Genomic DNA, 16,043 nt, shown 5'->3' with positions numbered 1-16,043 from the left:
CGCCGCGCCCCAGGGGGCCCGCCGACGTGCCCCTCAGCCGCGGCGTGCGGTGAGCCAGTGGTGCAGGCTGCGGGCCGACGCGTCGGTCAGGGCGGCGATCTGGTCGACCAGGACCCGCTTGCGGGCGCGGTCGTCGGGGGCCGCCTCGTACAGCGCGCGCAGGTGCGGCTCCAGGCCTTCCGGTGCGCGGGCGGTCAGGGCCGCGGCCAGTTCCGCGATGACGATCCGCTGGTCGGCGCGGATCGCCTCCTGTTCGGCGCGCTGCATGACGTACCGGTCGGCGACCGCCTTGAGGACCGCGCACTCGTTGCGCGCCTCGCGGGGGACGACGAGCTCGGCGCCGTATCTGCCGAGGCGTCCGGTGCCGTACGCCTGCCGGGTGCTGCTCTCGGCAGCGAGGCAGAACCGGCCGATCAGCTGACTCGTGGCGTCCTTGAGCCGTGCCTGCGCGACGGCCGATCCGTCGTAGCCGTGCGGCCACCAGTCCTGGCCGATGAGGCGGTCCAGCGCGTCGGACAGCTCCTGGGGATCGGTGTCCGCGGGAACGTACCGTCCGATGGCGACGGCCCAGATCTCCTGGCGCTCCGGCTCGGCGTCGAGGCAGTTGGGGTCGATGTGCCCGGCGTGCAGCCCGTCCTCGAAGTCGTGGACCGAGTACGCCACGTCGTCGGACCAGTCCATCACCTGGGCCTCGAAGCACTTGCGGTCCCGCGGGGCGCTCTGGCGGAACCAGTGGAAGACCGGCAGGTCGTCCTCGTACACCCCGAATTTGGGCGAGCCGGGGTCGGTGGGGTGGGCGCCTCTCGGCCAGGGGTACTTGGTGGCGGCGTCGAGTGCGGCGCGGGTGAGGTTGAGCCCGACGCTGACCAGTTCACCGGTGCGGGTGTCGGGCACGAACCGCTTGGGTTCGAGCCGGGTCAGCAGCCGCAGCGACTGGGCGTTGCCCTCGAAACCACCGCAGTCGGAGGCGAAGTCGTTCAGTGCCTGTTCGCCGTTGTGTCCGAAGGGCGGGTGGCCCATGTCGTGGGCGAGGCAGGCCGTCTCGACCAGGTCGGGGTCGCAGCCGAGTGCGGCGCCGAGCTCGCGGCCGACCTGGGCGCACTCCAGCGAGTGTGTGAGCCGGGTCCGCGGGCTGGCGTCCCAGACGTGGCTGCGGGTGCCCGGGGTGACGACCTGGGTCTTCCCGGCGAGCCTGCGCAGGGCGGCGGAGTGCAGCACCCGGGCGCGGTCGCGCTGGAAGGCGGTGCGGCCCGGCCGTTTGTCCGGCTCGGTGTCCCAGCGCTCGGCGTCGGCGGCGCCATAGGGGGCCGTGCCGGGGTCCTGTGTGCCGTACGCGTTGTCCGTGCCGTCCGTGCCGTTCATGAGACCGACACTAATCCGCCGGACTGACAGGAGAGCTCAGGCAGAGGCCAGGAAACGTGTGTTCATCAGGTTTTCGTGCGCCGGTGCGCCGCCCGCCCGTGCCTGGTCGTAGCGGTGGAGCAGCAGGCGTGCCATGGCCGGGTGGGCGCCGAGCGGAGCGGCGGCGATCCAGGTCGCATCGGCCGCAGCGGCCGAGGCGAAGCGTCCGGGGGCGGCGAAGTACGAGGCGACGGCGACCCGTCGGCGGCCGCGGGCGGCGAGTGCGCGCAGTGCGGCCGGGACGGTGGGCGTCGCGGCGGAGGCGTACGCGGGTACGACGGGCACCCCGCCGAGCCGTTCGCTGAGCAGGCGCGCGGTGCGGCGGGTGTCGGCGGTCGATTCGGGGTCCCGCGAACCGGCGGCGGCCAGGACCACGGCGCTGTTGCGGTTCCCGTCGTCCTCGGCCGACCAGCCGGCCTCGGTGAGCCGGCCGTGGAGCGCCTCGACGAGCAGCGGGTGCGGTCCGAGGGGGCCGGCCGTGCGGGCTCGCAGGGCCGCGGCACCGGCCACGGCGTCCGGGATGTCCTGCTTCACGTGGTACCCGCGGCCCAGCAGCAGCGGTACGAGGACCGCCTCACCGCTCCCCAGCTCGTCCAGGGTCTGCGGGAGGAGGGGTGCGTTGAGCTCGATGTGACCGAGCCGGACGTCGAGCCCCGGCCGCAGCTCCCGCACCCGGTCCAGGAGTCCCGTCACCGTGTGCAGCGCCCGCGGGTCCCGGCTGCCGTGCGCGACGGCGACGAGTGCGGGGGCGGCGGGCATCAGTGGGCTCACGTTGCTTTGCGGGGGCTGCTGCGGGGTGCGGTCCATGGGCCGTCGGATTCCGTTCAGGGAGACAAGGCTGAGCTGGGTGCCTAGCTGTGCGGTGATACGGGTCAACAGTTGCGCCGTGCTGTCGAGGGACAGGGACTCCTGGGGACGTTCCGGTGCCGGCTCCGTCATGGACCGATGGTGCCGGGCGCAGGTTGCCGCGTCGTTGCGCGCCGGTCACAGGCGTTTTCCGCAGTCTCACCGGAAGCCTCTGCCCGCTGTCAGCCGACCGCCCCGGGCCGGACCGTCCCGGGGCCCTGCCCGCTGTCAGATGGCGGCCTCGGGCCGGACCTGGCCGGCGAACAGCCGCTCGAGGACGTCGGCCACGCCGTCCTCCTCGTTGGTGGCGGTGTGCGTCGGCACGGCGGCCAGTACGGCCGGGTGGGCGTTGGCCATCGCGTAACCGGTGCCCGCCCAGGCGAGGACGGTGAGGTCGTTGGGCATGTCACCGAAGGCGATGACCTCGGTGGCGTCGATGCCCCGTGCGGTGCAGAGCACCTCCAGGGTGCCGGCCTTGGTGACACCGGGCGCGCTGATCTCCAGCAGTCCGCGCCCGCCCGAGTGGGTGAGCTGCACCTCGCTGCCCGCGCCCTGCCGGGCCGCGGCCAGCAGGGTGTCGGCGTCGAGCCGGTCCGACCAGGCGAGCAGTTTGGTGACGGGGGCCTCGGTGAGCCAGAGGTCGGCGAGGGAGGGTACGGGGAGCTCGGCGCCGATGTCCTCGGACATGCGCAGCCGGTAGGCGGGTTCGTACAGCACCTGGTTGCCGGTCTCCAGGGCGAAGCCGATCTCGGGCAGCGTGGCGGCGAGGGCGGTGGCGACCCGCTGGGCGGTGGTCAGGGGCAGGACGCGGGAGGCGACGACGGTGCGGCTCGCGATGTCGTACACGAGCGCCCCGTTGCTGCAGACCGCCGTGCCCGCGAGGCCGGCGGCCTCGGCGAGCCGGTCGACGAAGCGGGGCGGCCGGGCGGTGACGATGACGATCTCCGCGCCGGCGTCCTCGGCCGTGCGAAGGGCCCGCAAGGTGCGCGGGGAAAGGGTTCCGTCGTTACGGAGCAGGGTGCCGTCCAGATCGGACGCGATCAGCCGTGGGAGCAACATCGGCCGATGCTACCGACGGCCGTCACGGAGAACCCTTTCGGCTGTCCGCTCGTCCTGTCATAGGGGACGGCACGACACAGGACAAAAGGGAAGAGGGGGCTCCGATGCGGCTGAAGCCACAGGGCGGACGGGCGGTGCGGGCACGACTGCGGAGCGGGGCAGCCCGGCTGCGGCCGCGGCTGAGGACGGCCGCCGCCCGGCTACGGCCTCGGCTGCCGCGGACCCGGCGGGGGCGGCGCCTTGCCGTGCAGGGGGTGATGGTCGCCTGTGTGCTGGCGCTGGCTCCGGCCACCTGGATGCACACGGTCGCCGACGCCCGGGTCAGGACGGCGGCGGACGTGCCCGCGCAGCAGGTCGCGGTGGTGTTCGGCGCGGGGCTGTGGGACGGCAAGCCGTCGCCGTATCTCGCGAACAGGCTGCGGACCGCGGCCGGGCTGTACCGGGACAAGAAGGTGAAGGTCGTGCTGGTGACCGGTGACAACAGCCGGGTGGAGTACGACGAGCCGGACGCGATGCGCACGTTCCTGGTCGCGCACGGGGTGCCGGACAGCAGGATCGTCAGCGACTTCGCCGGCTTCGACACCTGGGACTCGTGCGTGCGGGCCAGGAAGATCTTCGGCGTCGAGCGGGCCGTGCTGGTGAGCCAGGGGTTCCACATCCGGCGTGCGATCGCACTGTGCAGGGCGGCGGGGATCGACGTGTACGGCGTCGGGGTCGATGCCGTACACGATGCGACCTGGTACTACGGCGGTACGCGGGAGGTGTTCGCGGCGGGGAAGGCGGCCCTGGACGCCCTGTTCGAACCGGATCCGCACTTCCTGGGGCCCCGGGAGCCGGGGGTGGCGAAGGCCCTCGCGGCGGACGGCCGGTGACGGAGCGGCGCACCTCACGGCCGCCGGGCGGGCAGGCTGAGGTCCGCGTACCGGCGGCGTAACCGGGAGCGGGCACCCGCGTAACACCCGCCTCGCAGTCTGGGGTCATGACCAGCACCGCGACTGCCGCCACCGCGACCCACTGCCCGTACTGCGCGCTGCAGTGCGGCATGAGCCTGCGCCCGGTCGCCGGGGACGCGGTCGTCGAGGTGGAGGAGCGCACCGACTTCCCCGTGAACCGGGGCGCACTGTGCGGCAAGGGCCGTTCCGCGCCCGCCGTGCTCTCCTCCGCTGTGCGGCTGACCGGCCCCCTCGTGCGCAACACGGTGAGCGGGGAACTGGAGCCGGCCGGCTGGGACGAGGCCTTGGCCCGCATCGCCGACGGGGTGCGCTCGACGCGCGCGGAGCACGGGGCCGACGCGGTGGGAGTGTTCGGCGGCGGCGGGCTGACCAACGAGAAGGCGTACGCGCTCGGAAAGTTCGCCCGGGTGGTGCTCGGCACCTCGCAGATCGACTACAACGGGCGGTTCTGCATGTCGTCGGCGGCCGCCGCGCATCAGCGGGCCTTCGGTCTCGACCGCGGACTGCCGTTCCCGCTGGAGGACATCCCGCGCACCGGATGCGTGATCCTCGTGGGCTCGAACCTCGCGGAGACGATGCCGCCCGCGCTCCGCTACCTGACCGAACTGCGGGAGAACGGCGGCCGGCTGATCGTCATCGATCCCCGCCGCACCAGGACCGCCGAGCAGGCGGACCTCCATCTGGCACCCCGGCCCGGCACCGATCTTGCGCTCGCGCTCGGCATGCTGCACCTGGTGGTGTCGCAGGGGCGGGTGGACGAGGACTTCGTACGGGAGCGCACCAGCGGCTGGGACGAGGCACGGGCCGGGGTGATGGCCCACTGGCCGGAGCTGGTGGAGCGGCTGACCGGCGTTCCGGTGCCGCAACTGCGGGCGGCCGTCGAGATGTTCTGCGAGGCGGAGAGCGGCATGGTGCTGACCGCGCGCGGCCCCGAGCAGCAGGCGAAGGGAACGGACACCGTCGGCGCCTGGATCAACTTCGCCCTGGCCACCGGGCGCGCGGGCCGGCCGCTGTCCGGCTACGGCTGCCTGACCGGGCAGGGCAACGGCCAGGGCGGTCGTGAACACGGCCAGAAGGCCGACCAGTTGCCCGGCTACCGCAAGCTCACCGACCCGGCGGCGCGCCGCCATGTCGCCGGGGTGTGGGGGGTCGACCCCGACTCGCTCCCGGGGCCGGGGCGCAGCGCCTACGAGCTGCTCGACGCGCTGGGCACCGAGGTGCGGGCACTGCTGGTGATGGGCTCGAATCCGGTGGTGTCCGCGCCGCACGCGGGGCATGTGGAGGAGCGGCTGCGGTCGCTGGACTTCCTCGCGGTCGCCGATGTCGTGCTGTCGGAGACGGCAGCGCTGGCCGATGTGGTGCTGCCGGTGACGCAGTGGGCCGAGGAGACCGGGACCACCACGAACCTGGAGGGCCGGGTGCTGCTGCGCCGGCGGGCGGTCACCGCGCCCGAGGGCGTCCGCAGCGATCTGGACGTGCTGCACGGACTGGCCGGGCTCCTCGGGCACGGGAAGGGGTTCCCGGCAGACCCGGAGGAGGTGTTCGACGAGCTGCGCCGGGCTTCGGCGGGCGGCCCGGCGGACTACGCGGGCATCACATACGAGCGGATCGCCGCCGAGGACGGGGTCTTCTGGCCGTGTCCGGACACGGAGCACGCCGGTACGCCGCGGCTGTTCCTTGACCGGTTCGCGACGGAGGACGGGCGGGCCCGGTTCGTGCCCGTCACGCACCGGCCGTCCGCCGAGGAGACGGACGCGGAGTACCCGGTGGTGCTGACCACCGGACGGGTCGTCGCCCAGTACCAGTCGGGGGCGCAGACCCGCCGGGTGGCGGAGCTGAACGCTGCCGCCCCGGGGCCCTTCGTCGAGCTGCATCCCCGGCTCGCGGAGCGGATCGGGGTGGCCGAGGGCGATCCGGTGGCGGTCACTTCACGCCGCGGCCGGGCGGTGGCGCCCGCGCGGATCACCGTGGCGATCCGGCAGGACACCGTGTTCATGCCGTTCCACTGGGCGGGTGAGGGCCGGGCCAACACGCTGACCAACCCGGCCCTGGACCCGGTGTCGAAGATGCCGGAGTTCAAGGTCTGCGCGGTGCGGCTGGAGGCGCTCGTCCCGGACTCCGGTCCCGCTCAGAGCGAGGTGACCGGGGCCGTCTCCGCGGAGACCCAGCCCAGGTAGCGGGCGCTCCCCCGGAGCACCGGCAGGGCGATGATCTCCGGGGTGTCGTAGTCGTGTGCCTCCTGGAGGTACGCCTCCAGCTCGTCGTACCGTTCGGCCGTCGTCTTGAGGAACAGCTGCCATTCCTCGGTGGTCTCGATGGCGTTCTGCCAGCGGTAGACCGAGGTGACGGGCGCGGAGATCTGTACGCAGGCGGCAAGTCGCGCCTCCACCGCGCCCTGCGCCAGGAGCTGTGCCTTCTCCTCGCTGTCCGTCGTGGTCAGTACGGTCAGCCATGCGGGCGTGGTCACCTTCGGTCTCCTCGGATCGGCAGCGGGTCCTGCTCCCGATTGTCGGGCCCACGCTGCCGGGGCGCAGTCAGCCGCCGTACGGATGGGCCGCCCTGGCGTCCCTCAGCGCCCGCCCCCACCAGATCAGTTGGTCCAGGAGGGACTTCGCAGCGGCGTCGGGGCCGACCGGGTCGCGGTGCCTGCCCTCGTCGTCGAAGAGGGCGCCGGCGTTGTGGAACGAGACGGTGTCGCGGATCGATACGACGTGCAGTTCGGCGAAGACCTGGCGCAGGTGCTCGACCGCGCGCAGACCGCCGGAGACCCCGCCGTAGGAGACGAAGGCGACGGGTTTGGCCTGCCATTCGGCGCGGTGCCAGTCGATGAGGTTCTTGAGCGGGGCCGGGTAGGAGTGGTTGTACTCCGGGGTGATGACGACGAAGGCGTCGGCGTCCGCCAGCCGGCCCGAGACCTCGGCCAGCCGGGCCCGGTCCTCGGGTCCGTGGCTGTATGTGAGGGCGGTCGGGAGGTCGAGTGCGGCGACGTCGACCAGGTCGGTCTCGATGCCTGGGTGGCTGCCGGTACGGGAGAGGAACCAGTCGGCGACGACGGGCGCGAACCGGCCCTCGCGGTTGCTGGCGAGGATGACCGCGACCTTCAGAGGGGTGGTCCCGGACAGAGCGGTGGCCGTGGATTCGGCGGTGATGAGGTCCATGCGAGGAGACTCGTACGTCAACCATGGTTGAGGTCAAGCGGTCACCGCCCGCCTTCCCTCCGCGCGTGTCGGCATACCGTGGACGGCATGACGACTCCAGCAGCCGCACCACTCCCCTACGCCGAGTTCGACGGACATCCGGCCACCGAGGACGATCTGCGGGCGGCCGCCTTCTTCACCTACGGCCATTTCACGGCCATGCAGGTCAGGGGCGGCCGGGTACGCGGCCTGGGCCTTCACCTGGAGCGGCTCGATGCCGCGAACCGGGAGCTGTTCGAACTCCCCCTGGACGGCGACCCGGTACGCGAACTGATCCGGCACGCACTGCGGGCCGCGGGAGCGGCGGACGCCTCGGTGCGGGTGCACGGACTGCGGCCGCCGGGCGCCGCCGGGACGACCGTCATGGTCACGGTGCGCGGGCCGGCCCGGATGAGCCCCGAGCCGGTCGGCCTGATGTCCGTCCCGTACGCGCGCACCGCGCCGCACCTCAAGCGCCCCGGCGACTTCGGCCAGACGTACTACGGGGATCTCGCCCGCCGCGCCGGCTTCGACGACGCGCTGCTGACCCTTCCGGACGGCGCGGTGACCGAGGGCGCGATCACCAACATCGGCTTCTGGGACGGTGCTTCGGTGATCTGGCCGCAGGCACCCGCACTGCTGGGCATCACCATGGCGCTCCTGGAACAGGAGCTGCCCGGCGCGGGCGTGCGCTCGGTACGCCGACCGGTGACGAAGGACGGACTGGGGACCTACCGGTCCGCGTTCGTCACCAACTCGCAGGGCATCGCCCCGGTCGCCCGCGTCGACGACACCGTGTTCACGGTCGACGAGGAGCTGATGAAGCGGCTGGCGGCTGCGTACGGGACGGCCTCCTGGGACACCGTCTGACCCCCTGGGCGGCCGGCGGCCCGCCGCGGGGGTGGACCATGTCCCCATGCAGACCCCCGCCGAAGGACCGCCGTCGCCCATGCAGATCCACATCGAGGGATCGCGGCTGCCCGGCCGCACCTGCGGGCCCGGCGGCGACTTCCCCGGCCGCGAGAACATCCACGTGGGCGTGCAGCGCAAGGACCGGCCGGGCGAACTCCTCGGGCTGCACCCCGGCGACGCCCCGGCCGCCCACTGGACCCTGGACTGCACCACCACCGACGGCCCGGACGGTGTCGAGCCGAGCGGGCCGTTCGTGCAGAACCGGCTCGGCGGCCGGTTCGTCTACCTGTCGTGGGGCACGGTCGACGCGGACGGGCTGTTCTCCATGTTCCGGCGGGCCAAGCTGATGTTCTCCGACATCGACGCGGAGACCCTCGAAGCGGCCGCGCGCTCGGGGCACCTCACCGCACGACTGCCGCTCTCCGACACCGCGGGACAGCCACTGTGCGGCCGGATCCGGCCCCCCGTCATCACCTGGTCCGCCGACGCGCCCGCCTGAGCGGACGCCTTCCGGCACAGGACGCGGACGCCTTCCGGCACAGGACGAACCGCCCTCACCGGGCCCAGGGGGGGTGGGTCCGGTGAGGGCGGCGGCCGGGGGCGGCGTGCGCACCGTCCCGTGGGGGGTGAGCATCGTGTGCCCGGCGACACCCGGGTCATGCATGTGACGTACGCCACTTTCCCTCCGGTGGGCCGTCACCCGATCGGCACCGGACACCGAAGGGCCACCCCTCTCCCCCACCATCACCGCTGTGACCTGCACGCATGGGGCGTGGCAAGGAGGCGGCGCCGGTCCGATCGGGTGAAAGCTGACCCGGTGTCAGCAGGCATGGGTGGCGGCCCGGCCGTTAGCTCGGAACCAGGACACACCAGCCAGCGCCGTCCCCGCTCGGAGGAACCCCCCATGCGCAGTCCTGCTCGCCTCGTGACCGGCACCGCCGCCGCGGCTCTCGCCGCTGCCGCGCTCGGCCTCGGTGCCGCCGCCCCGTCCGCGTACGGGGACGAAGCGGCGCCACTGGAGATCACTCCCGCGAGTGCGGCCCCGGGCGCCACCGTCACCGTGAACACCACCGCCTGCGGCGGCGACACGGGCGCCACGGGGGACGCGAGCTCCCTGGACGCCTCGCAGTTCGCACTGGCGCCGGCCACTCTCAAGGAGGTCCTGGCCGGTTCGTTCCGGGTGCCGGGCAACATCGAGCCGGGGCCGTACAGCATCGACGTGGCCTGCGAGAACGGCAAGCAGGCCACCGGGGAGATCGAGGTGAAGGCGGCGAGTACGACCGTCAAGGACGGCAACGACAGCGCCGCGGGGTCCTCCGACACGGACTCCCCCGCCGATGCCGGTCTGCCCACGGACCTCTACGACTCCGAGGAGTACGACACCACCGGTCTCGACGAGGCCGAGGCTTCCGGTTCGGCCCTCGTGCCCGATGCCCCCGCGCTCCCCGGCCGTGGCACCCCCACCGCTCGCCCGAGCCCCTCCGGGCACGAGAGTTCCGCCGGGCACGACAGTTCGTCCGGGCACGACAGTTCGTCCGGCGACTACGAAACCCCCTCCGGCCACCACACCTCGGCCGCGCCCACCGCCCCCACGGGGCATGTGAAGACCGGTATCGGCGGCAGCGTCGGACCGGACACCACCCAGATCGCGGCGGGAGCCGGCGTTCTCGCCGCGACCGCCGTCGGCGGAGCCTGGCTCCTGCGTCGCCGGGCGAGCGGCACGCAGGACGACAGCTGACGGAGACTTCCACCTCTCCGTACCGCCCGGATTCCGTCCCGGTGGCTTCGCGCCACCGGGACGGGACCCTTCTCACCCGGGCCCGTCCCGGCCCCCGTCACCCGGAGGACGACCGTGTCCCAGAAGGCCAAGGGCTGGCTGCTCGTCGTCGCGGCGCTGGCCGGTCTCTGGCTGATCCGGAACGGCTCCGACACCCGGCTGACCCCGCCTGCCCCGGCCTCCGCCGACTCCTTCGCCGCCGGTCCCGGACTGCTGCCCGGCTCGCCGGTCGCCGAGCCGCTCCGGCCCTCGGCGCCCGTCCGCATCACCATCCCCGCCATCCGGGTCGACGCCCCGATGATGCGGCTCGGACTGGGACCGGACGGCAGCCTCGACGTACCGCCGGCCGGGAACACCGACATCGTCGGCTGGTACAGGGACGGCCCGCCGCCCGGCGCCAAGGGCACGGCGATCGTCGCCGGTCACGTCGACAACGCCCAGGGCCCGTCCGTCTTCTACGACCTGGGGACGATGAAGAAGGGCAGCACCGTCGAGGTGCTGCGCCAGGACGGCCGCACCGCCGTCTTCTCGGTCGACGCGATCGAGGTGTACGACAACGACGACTTCCCCGACCGGCGGGTGTACGGGGCCTCGGAGCACGCCTCCTTGCGCCTGATCACCTGCGGCGGCGGGTTCTCCGACGCGACGGGCTACGAGGGCAACGTGGTGGCGTACGCCCATCTCACCGGCGTGCGCTGAGGGGCCCTGCCCCGTTCAGGCCTGCCCCGTTCAAGCCTGCCCCGTTCAAGCCTGCCCCGTTCAAGCCTGCCACTGGTCGAACGCGAGCTTCGCCACCAGCGAGAAGACCACCACCAGCAGCACCCCGCGGACGAACTCGCTGCCCTTGCGCAGCGCCATCCGCGCCCCGAACAGGCCGCCCGCCAGGTTGAACACCGCCATCAGCGCGGCCAGCTGCCACATCACGTTGCCCTGGTAGGCGAACATCGCCAGGGCCCCGCCGTTGGTGCAGACGTTGACGATCTTGGCGGTGGCGGAGGCCGTCACCAGGTCGAGGTGGAGCACCGCGGTGAGCGCCAGCACGAGGAAGGTGCCGGTGCCCGGCCCGAACAGCCCGTCGTACAGCCCGATGCCGCCGCCCACCAGGACGATCGCGGTGACGGTGCGGGCCCGGGTGACCCGGGGCGCCGTGCCGTCCTCGGCGGACCGGCCGAACTGGGGCCGCAGCATCACGAACGCGGCCACGGCCAGCAGTACCACCATGATCACCGGGCGCAGCACCTCACTGCTGATCCCGGCGGCGAAGAAGGCTCCGGTCATCGAGCCGGCCAGCGCCGCCAGCCCGATCCGCAGCGCCGTGCCGACCTTCACCGGCGCCTTGCGCGCATAGGTGACGGCGGCGCCCGACGTGCCGACGATGGCGACCGCCTTGTTGGTGCCGAGGATCTGGGCAGCCGGGACGTGCGGCAGGCCGAGCAGCAGCGCGGGCAGCAGAAGCAGTCCGCCGCCCCCGACCACCGCGTCGATCCAGCCCGCCGCTGCCGCGGCGAGGCACAGCACAACGAGGGTGGTCAGGGATATGTCAGGCATGATCGCGACCTTAAGGAAACGGTACGTGTCGCGTCCAACCGTCCCGGAATTCTTGAGCCAATTCTGAGCTCGGCGCCCCGTCCGGCCCTCACAGGCGCCCTCCGCCGGCGCTGAGCGCAAGGTTCCTCCCGGGAAACAGAGGGGATCCGGACGGGTAACACCCCCCGGTCACGCTTCCAGTCATGAGGACACGGACGGAGAACACGGCGCAGGTGGTGGTGATCGGCGCCGGGATGGCGGGCGCACGCCTCGCCGCCAAGGTGCCCGATGTCACCGTCATCGGCGAGGAGTCGCACGCCCCCTACAACCGGGTACTGCTGGCCGAGGTGCTGGCCGGACGGTATCCGGCGGACGTGATCGCGCTCCCCCCGGCCGAGGTCAGGCGCGGGGTGCGGGTGGTGCGGATCGACCGGGCCGACCGGCTGGTGCACTGCGACGACGGAAGTGTCGTGCGCTACGGACGGCTGGTCCTGGCGACCGGCTCCAACCCGGTGCTCCCGCCGCTGCGCGGACTCGGGAACACGATGCCGGACGGGGTGCACGCGTTCCGCACCCTCGACGACTGCCTGGCGCTGCGCGCCTCGGTGCGGCCGGGGGTGAGCGCGGTCGTCATCGGCGGCGGTCTCCTCGGCGTCTCGGCGGCCCGGGCGCTGGCCGAGTGCGGCGCCCAGGTGGTGCTGGCCCAGCAGGGCGAGCACCTCATGGAACGGCAGCTGGACGCGGAGTCGGCGGGGCTGCTGCGGCGCCATCTGGAGTCGCTCGGCGTCGAGGTGCACACCGAGTGCCGGGTCCGCGGGCTGCGCTGCACCGACGGCGCGGTGCGGGCCGTGGAGCTCGCCGACGGCTACGAGCTGGCGGCCGAGATCACCGTGCTGGCCTGCGGGGTGCGCCCCCGGACAGGCCTCGCGCAGGCGGCCGGCCTGGAGGTTCGCAAGGGTGTCGTCGTCGACGACGAGCTGCGCACCTCCGATCCGTACATCCACGCCGTCGGCGACTGCGCCGAGCACCGCTCCACCGTGTACGGGCTCGCGGGCCCGGCGCTGGAGCAGGCCGATGTGCTCGCCGAGGTGCTGGCCGGCCGGCCCGCCCGGTACGACGGCACCCGGGCCCTGACCCGGCTGACCCTGAACGGCCCGGCCGACCCCGGTACGGGATCGCTCGATCTCGCCGCCTTCGGCGACTCCCGGCCGCTGCCCGGCGACGACGTGATCCGGCTGGCCGACGCCACCCGGGGCGCGTACCGCACGGTCGTCGTCCGCGGCGACCGGCTGGCGGGAGGTGTGCTGCTCGGCGATCTCGCCGCGGTCGGCACCCTGGCCCGCACCTGGCAGGACGACGAACCGCTCCCCGCCGAAACGTCCCTGCTCCACCTGCTCACCAACGACGGAGGCTTCTGAGATGCCGGTGTCCACTTTCCCGACCGCCCACACCTCCACCGCAGCAGCCGTGCCGACCATCGTGGTCGTCGGGCACGGAATGGTCGGCCAGCGTTTCCTGGAGGCCCTCGCCGACCGCGGGCTGACGGCCTCTGCCGGCACCGCCCGGGTCGTCGTGCTCTGCGAGGAGCCCCGCGCCGCCTACGACCGGGTGCAGCTGACCTCGTACTTCTCGGGGAAGACCCCCGAGGACCTGTCGCTGGTCGAGCAGGGCTTCATGGAGCAGCACGGCTTCGAGCTGCGGATCGGTGACCCGGCCGAGTCCCTGGACCGCGAGGCGCGCACGGTCACCGCGCGTTCCGGCGAGACCTTCACGTACGACACGCTGGTGCTGGCCACCGGCTCCTACCCGTTCGTCCCGCCCGTCCCCGGCAAGGACAGCGAGGGCTGTTTCGTCTACCGCACGATCGAGGACCTGCTCGCGATCGAGGAGTACGCGAAGACGGCGACGACCGGCGCGGTCGTCGGCGGCGGACTGCTCGGTCTCGAGGCGGCGGGCGCGCTGAAGGGGCTCGGACTCGACACCCACGTGGTGGAGTTCGCGCCCCGGCTGATGCCCGTCCAGGTAGACGAGGGCGGTGGCGCGGCGCTGCTGCGCACCATCGAGAACATGGGCCTGACCGTCCACACGGGCGTCGGCACCCAGGAGGTCACCTCGGGCGAGGACGGCTCGGTGAACGGGATGTCGCTCTCCGACGGCTCGTCGCTCGCCACGGATCTGGTGGTCTTCTCGGCCGGTGTCAGGCCCCGCGACCAGCTGGCCCGGGACTGCGGTCTGGCGGTCGGCCAGCGTGGCGGCATCATCGTCGACGACGAGTGCCGCACCTCCGACCCGGCGGTCTTCGCGATCGGCGAGTGCGCACTGGCCTCGGACGGCCGGGTGTACGGCCTGGTGGCCCCCGGTTACGAGATGGCGCAGACGGCCGCCGCCGTGATCGCGGGCAACGAGGCGGCGTTCACCGGCGCCGACCTGTCGACGAAGCTGAAGCTCCTCGGTGTGGACGTGGCGTCCTTCGGTGACGCCCACGGCACCGCCGAGGGCTGCCTCGACGTCGTGTACGCGGACTCCCGCTCGGGCGTCTACAAGAAGCTGGTGATCGGCCAGGACGGCACGCTCCTCGGCGGCGTGCTCATCGGCGACGCCGACCAGTACGGCACGCTGCGCCCGATGACGGGCACGGTCCTGCCGGTCGCCCCCGAGCAGCTGGTGCTGCCGGCCGGCGCGGGCGGCCCGGTCACCCTCGGCCCCTCCTCACTGCCCGACGAAGCCGTGATCTGCTCCTGCCACAACGTCACCAAGGGCGCGATCTGCGAGCACACCACGCTGCCGGAGGTGAAGAAGTGCACCAAGGCCGGTACCGGTTGCGGCAGTTGCGTCAAGGTCATCGGCCAGCTGCTCCCGCAGAGCCAGGACAAGGGCCTGTGCGGCTGCTTCTCGTACACCCGCAGCGAGCTGTACGAGATCGTCCGCACCCTGGGAATCACCTCGTACGCCGAGCTGCTCGACTCGCACGGCCGTGAGGCGGCGCGCGGTGGCGACGGCTGCGAGGTCTGCAAGCCGACGGTCGGTTCGGTCATCGCCTCGCTGGCGCCGACGGTCGGTGCGAGCGGCTACGTCCTGGACGGCGAGCAGGCGGCGCTGCAGGACACCAACGACCACTTCCTGGCCAACCTCCAGCGCAACGGTTCCTACTCGATCGTGCCGCGCATCCCCGGCGGCGAGATCACCCCGGAGAAGCTGATCGTGATCGGCGAGGTGGCCCGTGACTTCGGTCTCTACACCAAGATCACCGGTGGTCAGCGGATCGACCTGTTCGGCGCCCGCGTCGACCAGCTGCCGCTGATCTGGACCCGGCTGGTCGACGCGGGCTTCGAGTCGGGGCACGCGTACGGGAAGTCGCTGCGGACGGTCAAGTCCTGTGTGGGGCAGACCTGGTGCCGCTACGGCGTGCAGGACTCGGTGAAGATGGCGATCGACCTGGAGCTGCGCTACCGGGGCCTGCGCTCCCCGCACAAGCTGAAGTCGGCGGTCTCCGGCTGCGCCCGTGAATGCGCCGAGGCCCGCGGCAAGGACTTCGGGATCATCGCCACGGCCCAGGGCTGGAACCTGTACGTGGGCGGCAACGGCGGTGCCACCCCGCGCCACGCGGACCTGCTGGCCCAGGACCTGTCCGACGCCGAACTGGTGCGCCTCATCGACCGGTTCCTGATGTTCTACATCCGCACGGCCGACCGGCTGGAGCGCACCTCGACCTGGCTGGACCGGATCGAGGGCGGCCTGGAGCACGTACGGGACGTCGTCGTCCACGACTCGCTGGGGCTCTGCGACGAGCTGGAGCGGCTGATGGCCGACCACGTCCGCGGCTACCGCGACGAGTGGGCCGAGACCATCAACGACCCGGAGCGGCTGCGCCGCTTCGTCACCTTCGTCAACGCACCCGACGCACCCGACCCGTCGGTGAAGTTCGTCCCGGAACGCGACCAGGTCAAGCCCGACCTGGACATCCTCGCGGGCCCGGTTCTCGCCATCCGCACTCTTGAAGGGACCGCCTCCTGATGACGACCCAGACGATGAACGGGACGATGGAGACCGCGCAGGACACCCGGGTCATCCGGCTCGCCGCCGGGGACGACTGGCTCACGGTCTGCGACCGCGCGCTGCTGACGCCGGGCCGCGGAGTCGCCGCACTCCTCCCGGACGGCCGGCAGGTCGCGCTGTTCGTGGACCGGGCGGGGCGGGCGTACGCGATCGACAACCGCGACCCGTTCACCGGTGCGTACGTGCTCTCGCGCGGGCTGGTCGGATCGGAGGGCGGGCAGCCGTTCGTCGCCTCGCCGCTGCTGAAGCAGCGCTTCGACCTGGCGACGGGCGCCTGCCTGGACGACGACGAGGTCTCGGTGCCGGTCTTCGAAGTCCGCGCCGACTGATCCCGGC

Annotated in this window: 15 protein-coding genes; 9 read left to right on the top strand and 6 right to left on the bottom strand. The window is 72.7% G+C overall.

The window, feature by feature from the left end; genetic code table 11:
- Nucleotides 1–33 precede the first annotated feature (33 nt).
- The 3 genes from ACIOEW_RS02490 to ACIOEW_RS02480 form a co-directional block, all read right to left on the bottom strand.
- Nucleotides 34–1,362: a deoxyguanosinetriphosphate triphosphohydrolase gene (locus ACIOEW_RS02490; protein ID WP_401960623.1), complete on the bottom strand. Its 1,329-nt coding sequence runs from the start codon at nucleotides 1,360–1,362 to the stop codon at nucleotides 34–36.
- A 36-nt stretch (nucleotides 1,363–1,398) separates the two neighbouring features.
- Nucleotides 1,399–2,340: a sirohydrochlorin chelatase gene (locus ACIOEW_RS02485; RefSeq protein WP_401960622.1), complete on the bottom strand. Its 942-nt coding sequence runs from the start codon at nucleotides 2,338–2,340 to the stop codon at nucleotides 1,399–1,401.
- A 135-nt stretch (nucleotides 2,341–2,475) separates the two neighbouring features.
- Entirely contained in the window at nucleotides 2,476–3,291 is an 816-nt protein-coding gene (locus tag ACIOEW_RS02480) for a Cof-type HAD-IIB family hydrolase (RefSeq protein ID WP_401961513.1), read from the bottom strand.
- A gap of 119 nt (nucleotides 3,292–3,410) precedes the next feature.
- Here ACIOEW_RS02480 and ACIOEW_RS02475 point away from each other — a divergent pair, with 119 nt between their 5' ends.
- Both ACIOEW_RS02475 and ACIOEW_RS02470 read left to right on the top strand, forming a co-directional pair.
- Nucleotides 3,411–4,178 carry a vancomycin high temperature exclusion protein gene (locus ACIOEW_RS02475; protein WP_401960620.1) on the top strand — a complete coding sequence of 256 codons (768 nt, stop codon included), beginning with the start codon at nucleotides 3,411–3,413 and terminating at the stop codon, nucleotides 4,176–4,178.
- 107 nt (nucleotides 4,179–4,285) lie between these two features.
- Nucleotides 4,286–6,436, top strand: a complete 2,151-nt coding sequence (locus tag ACIOEW_RS02470; RefSeq protein ID WP_362540961.1) for a molybdopterin oxidoreductase family protein — start codon at nucleotides 4,286–4,288, stop codon at nucleotides 6,434–6,436.
- On the opposite strand, the gene cutA is transcribed toward ACIOEW_RS02470, so the two are convergent.
- Both cutA and ACIOEW_RS02460 read right to left on the bottom strand, forming a co-directional pair.
- The gene (gene cutA, locus ACIOEW_RS02465; RefSeq protein ID WP_362540958.1) at nucleotides 6,388–6,726 is read right to left on the bottom strand and encodes a divalent-cation tolerance protein CutA; all 339 of its coding nucleotides are present in this window, start codon (nucleotides 6,724–6,726) and stop codon (nucleotides 6,388–6,390) included. The two genes, ACIOEW_RS02470 and cutA, sit on opposite strands and share 49 nt — an antisense overlap.
- Before the next feature lie 67 nt (nucleotides 6,727–6,793).
- Complete coding sequence (locus ACIOEW_RS02460) at nucleotides 6,794–7,417, bottom strand: NADPH-dependent FMN reductase (protein ID WP_401960617.1); 624 nt, start codon at nucleotides 7,415–7,417, stop codon at nucleotides 6,794–6,796.
- Between the two features lie 87 nt (nucleotides 7,418–7,504).
- Between ACIOEW_RS02460 and ACIOEW_RS02455 the strand changes: the two genes are divergently transcribed.
- The 4 genes from ACIOEW_RS02455 (at nucleotide 7,505) to ACIOEW_RS02440 (ending at nucleotide 10,823) form a co-directional block, all read left to right on the top strand.
- The gene (locus ACIOEW_RS02455) at nucleotides 7,505–8,305 is read left to right on the top strand and encodes an aminotransferase class IV (RefSeq protein ID WP_401960614.1); all 801 of its coding nucleotides are present in this window, start codon (nucleotides 7,505–7,507) and stop codon (nucleotides 8,303–8,305) included.
- A gap of 79 nt (nucleotides 8,306–8,384) precedes the next feature.
- Entirely contained in the window at nucleotides 8,385–8,846 is a 462-nt protein-coding gene (locus ACIOEW_RS02450) for a DUF5990 family protein (protein ID WP_362541398.1), read from the top strand.
- A 405-nt stretch (nucleotides 8,847–9,251) separates the two neighbouring features.
- Nucleotides 9,252–10,085, top strand: a complete 834-nt coding sequence (locus tag ACIOEW_RS02445; protein ID WP_401960612.1) for a hypothetical protein — start codon at nucleotides 9,252–9,254, stop codon at nucleotides 10,083–10,085.
- Between the two features lie 114 nt (nucleotides 10,086–10,199).
- Entirely contained in the window at nucleotides 10,200–10,823 is a 624-nt protein-coding gene (locus ACIOEW_RS02440) for a class F sortase (RefSeq protein WP_401960609.1), read from the top strand.
- A gap of 60 nt (nucleotides 10,824–10,883) precedes the next feature.
- Here the strand turns inward: ACIOEW_RS02440 and ACIOEW_RS02435 are convergent, their stop codons facing one another.
- Entirely contained in the window at nucleotides 10,884–11,672 is a 789-nt protein-coding gene (locus ACIOEW_RS02435; RefSeq protein WP_401960606.1) for a sulfite exporter TauE/SafE family protein, read from the bottom strand.
- A gap of 182 nt (nucleotides 11,673–11,854) precedes the next feature.
- Here ACIOEW_RS02435 and ACIOEW_RS02430 point away from each other — a divergent pair, with 182 nt between their 5' ends.
- The 3 genes from ACIOEW_RS02430 to nirD are packed head-to-tail and all read left to right on the top strand — an operon-like array spanning nucleotide 11,855 to nucleotide 16,036.
- Entirely contained in the window at nucleotides 11,855–13,069 is a 1,215-nt protein-coding gene (locus tag ACIOEW_RS02430) for an NAD(P)/FAD-dependent oxidoreductase (RefSeq protein ID WP_401960605.1), read from the top strand.
- A gap of 1 nt (nucleotide 13,070) precedes the next feature.
- Nucleotides 13,071–15,665 (top strand): nitrite reductase large subunit NirB, encoded by a 2,595-nt coding sequence (gene nirB, locus ACIOEW_RS02425; protein ID WP_401960603.1) that lies wholly within the window; start codon nucleotides 13,071–13,073, stop codon nucleotides 15,663–15,665.
- Nucleotides 15,665–16,036, top strand: a complete 372-nt coding sequence (gene nirD, locus ACIOEW_RS02420) for a nitrite reductase small subunit NirD (protein ID WP_362540937.1) — start codon at nucleotides 15,665–15,667, stop codon at nucleotides 16,034–16,036. The genes nirB and nirD overlap by 1 nt, the downstream gene beginning before the upstream one ends.
- Nucleotides 16,037–16,043: the final 7 nt, after the last annotated feature.

It is taken from the genome of Streptomyces sp. NPDC087901 (assembly GCF_044742205.1).
Lineage (GTDB): Bacteria > Actinomycetota > Actinomycetes > Streptomycetales > Streptomycetaceae > Streptomyces.
This window is presented reverse-complemented; position numbering and strand designations above follow the sequence as displayed.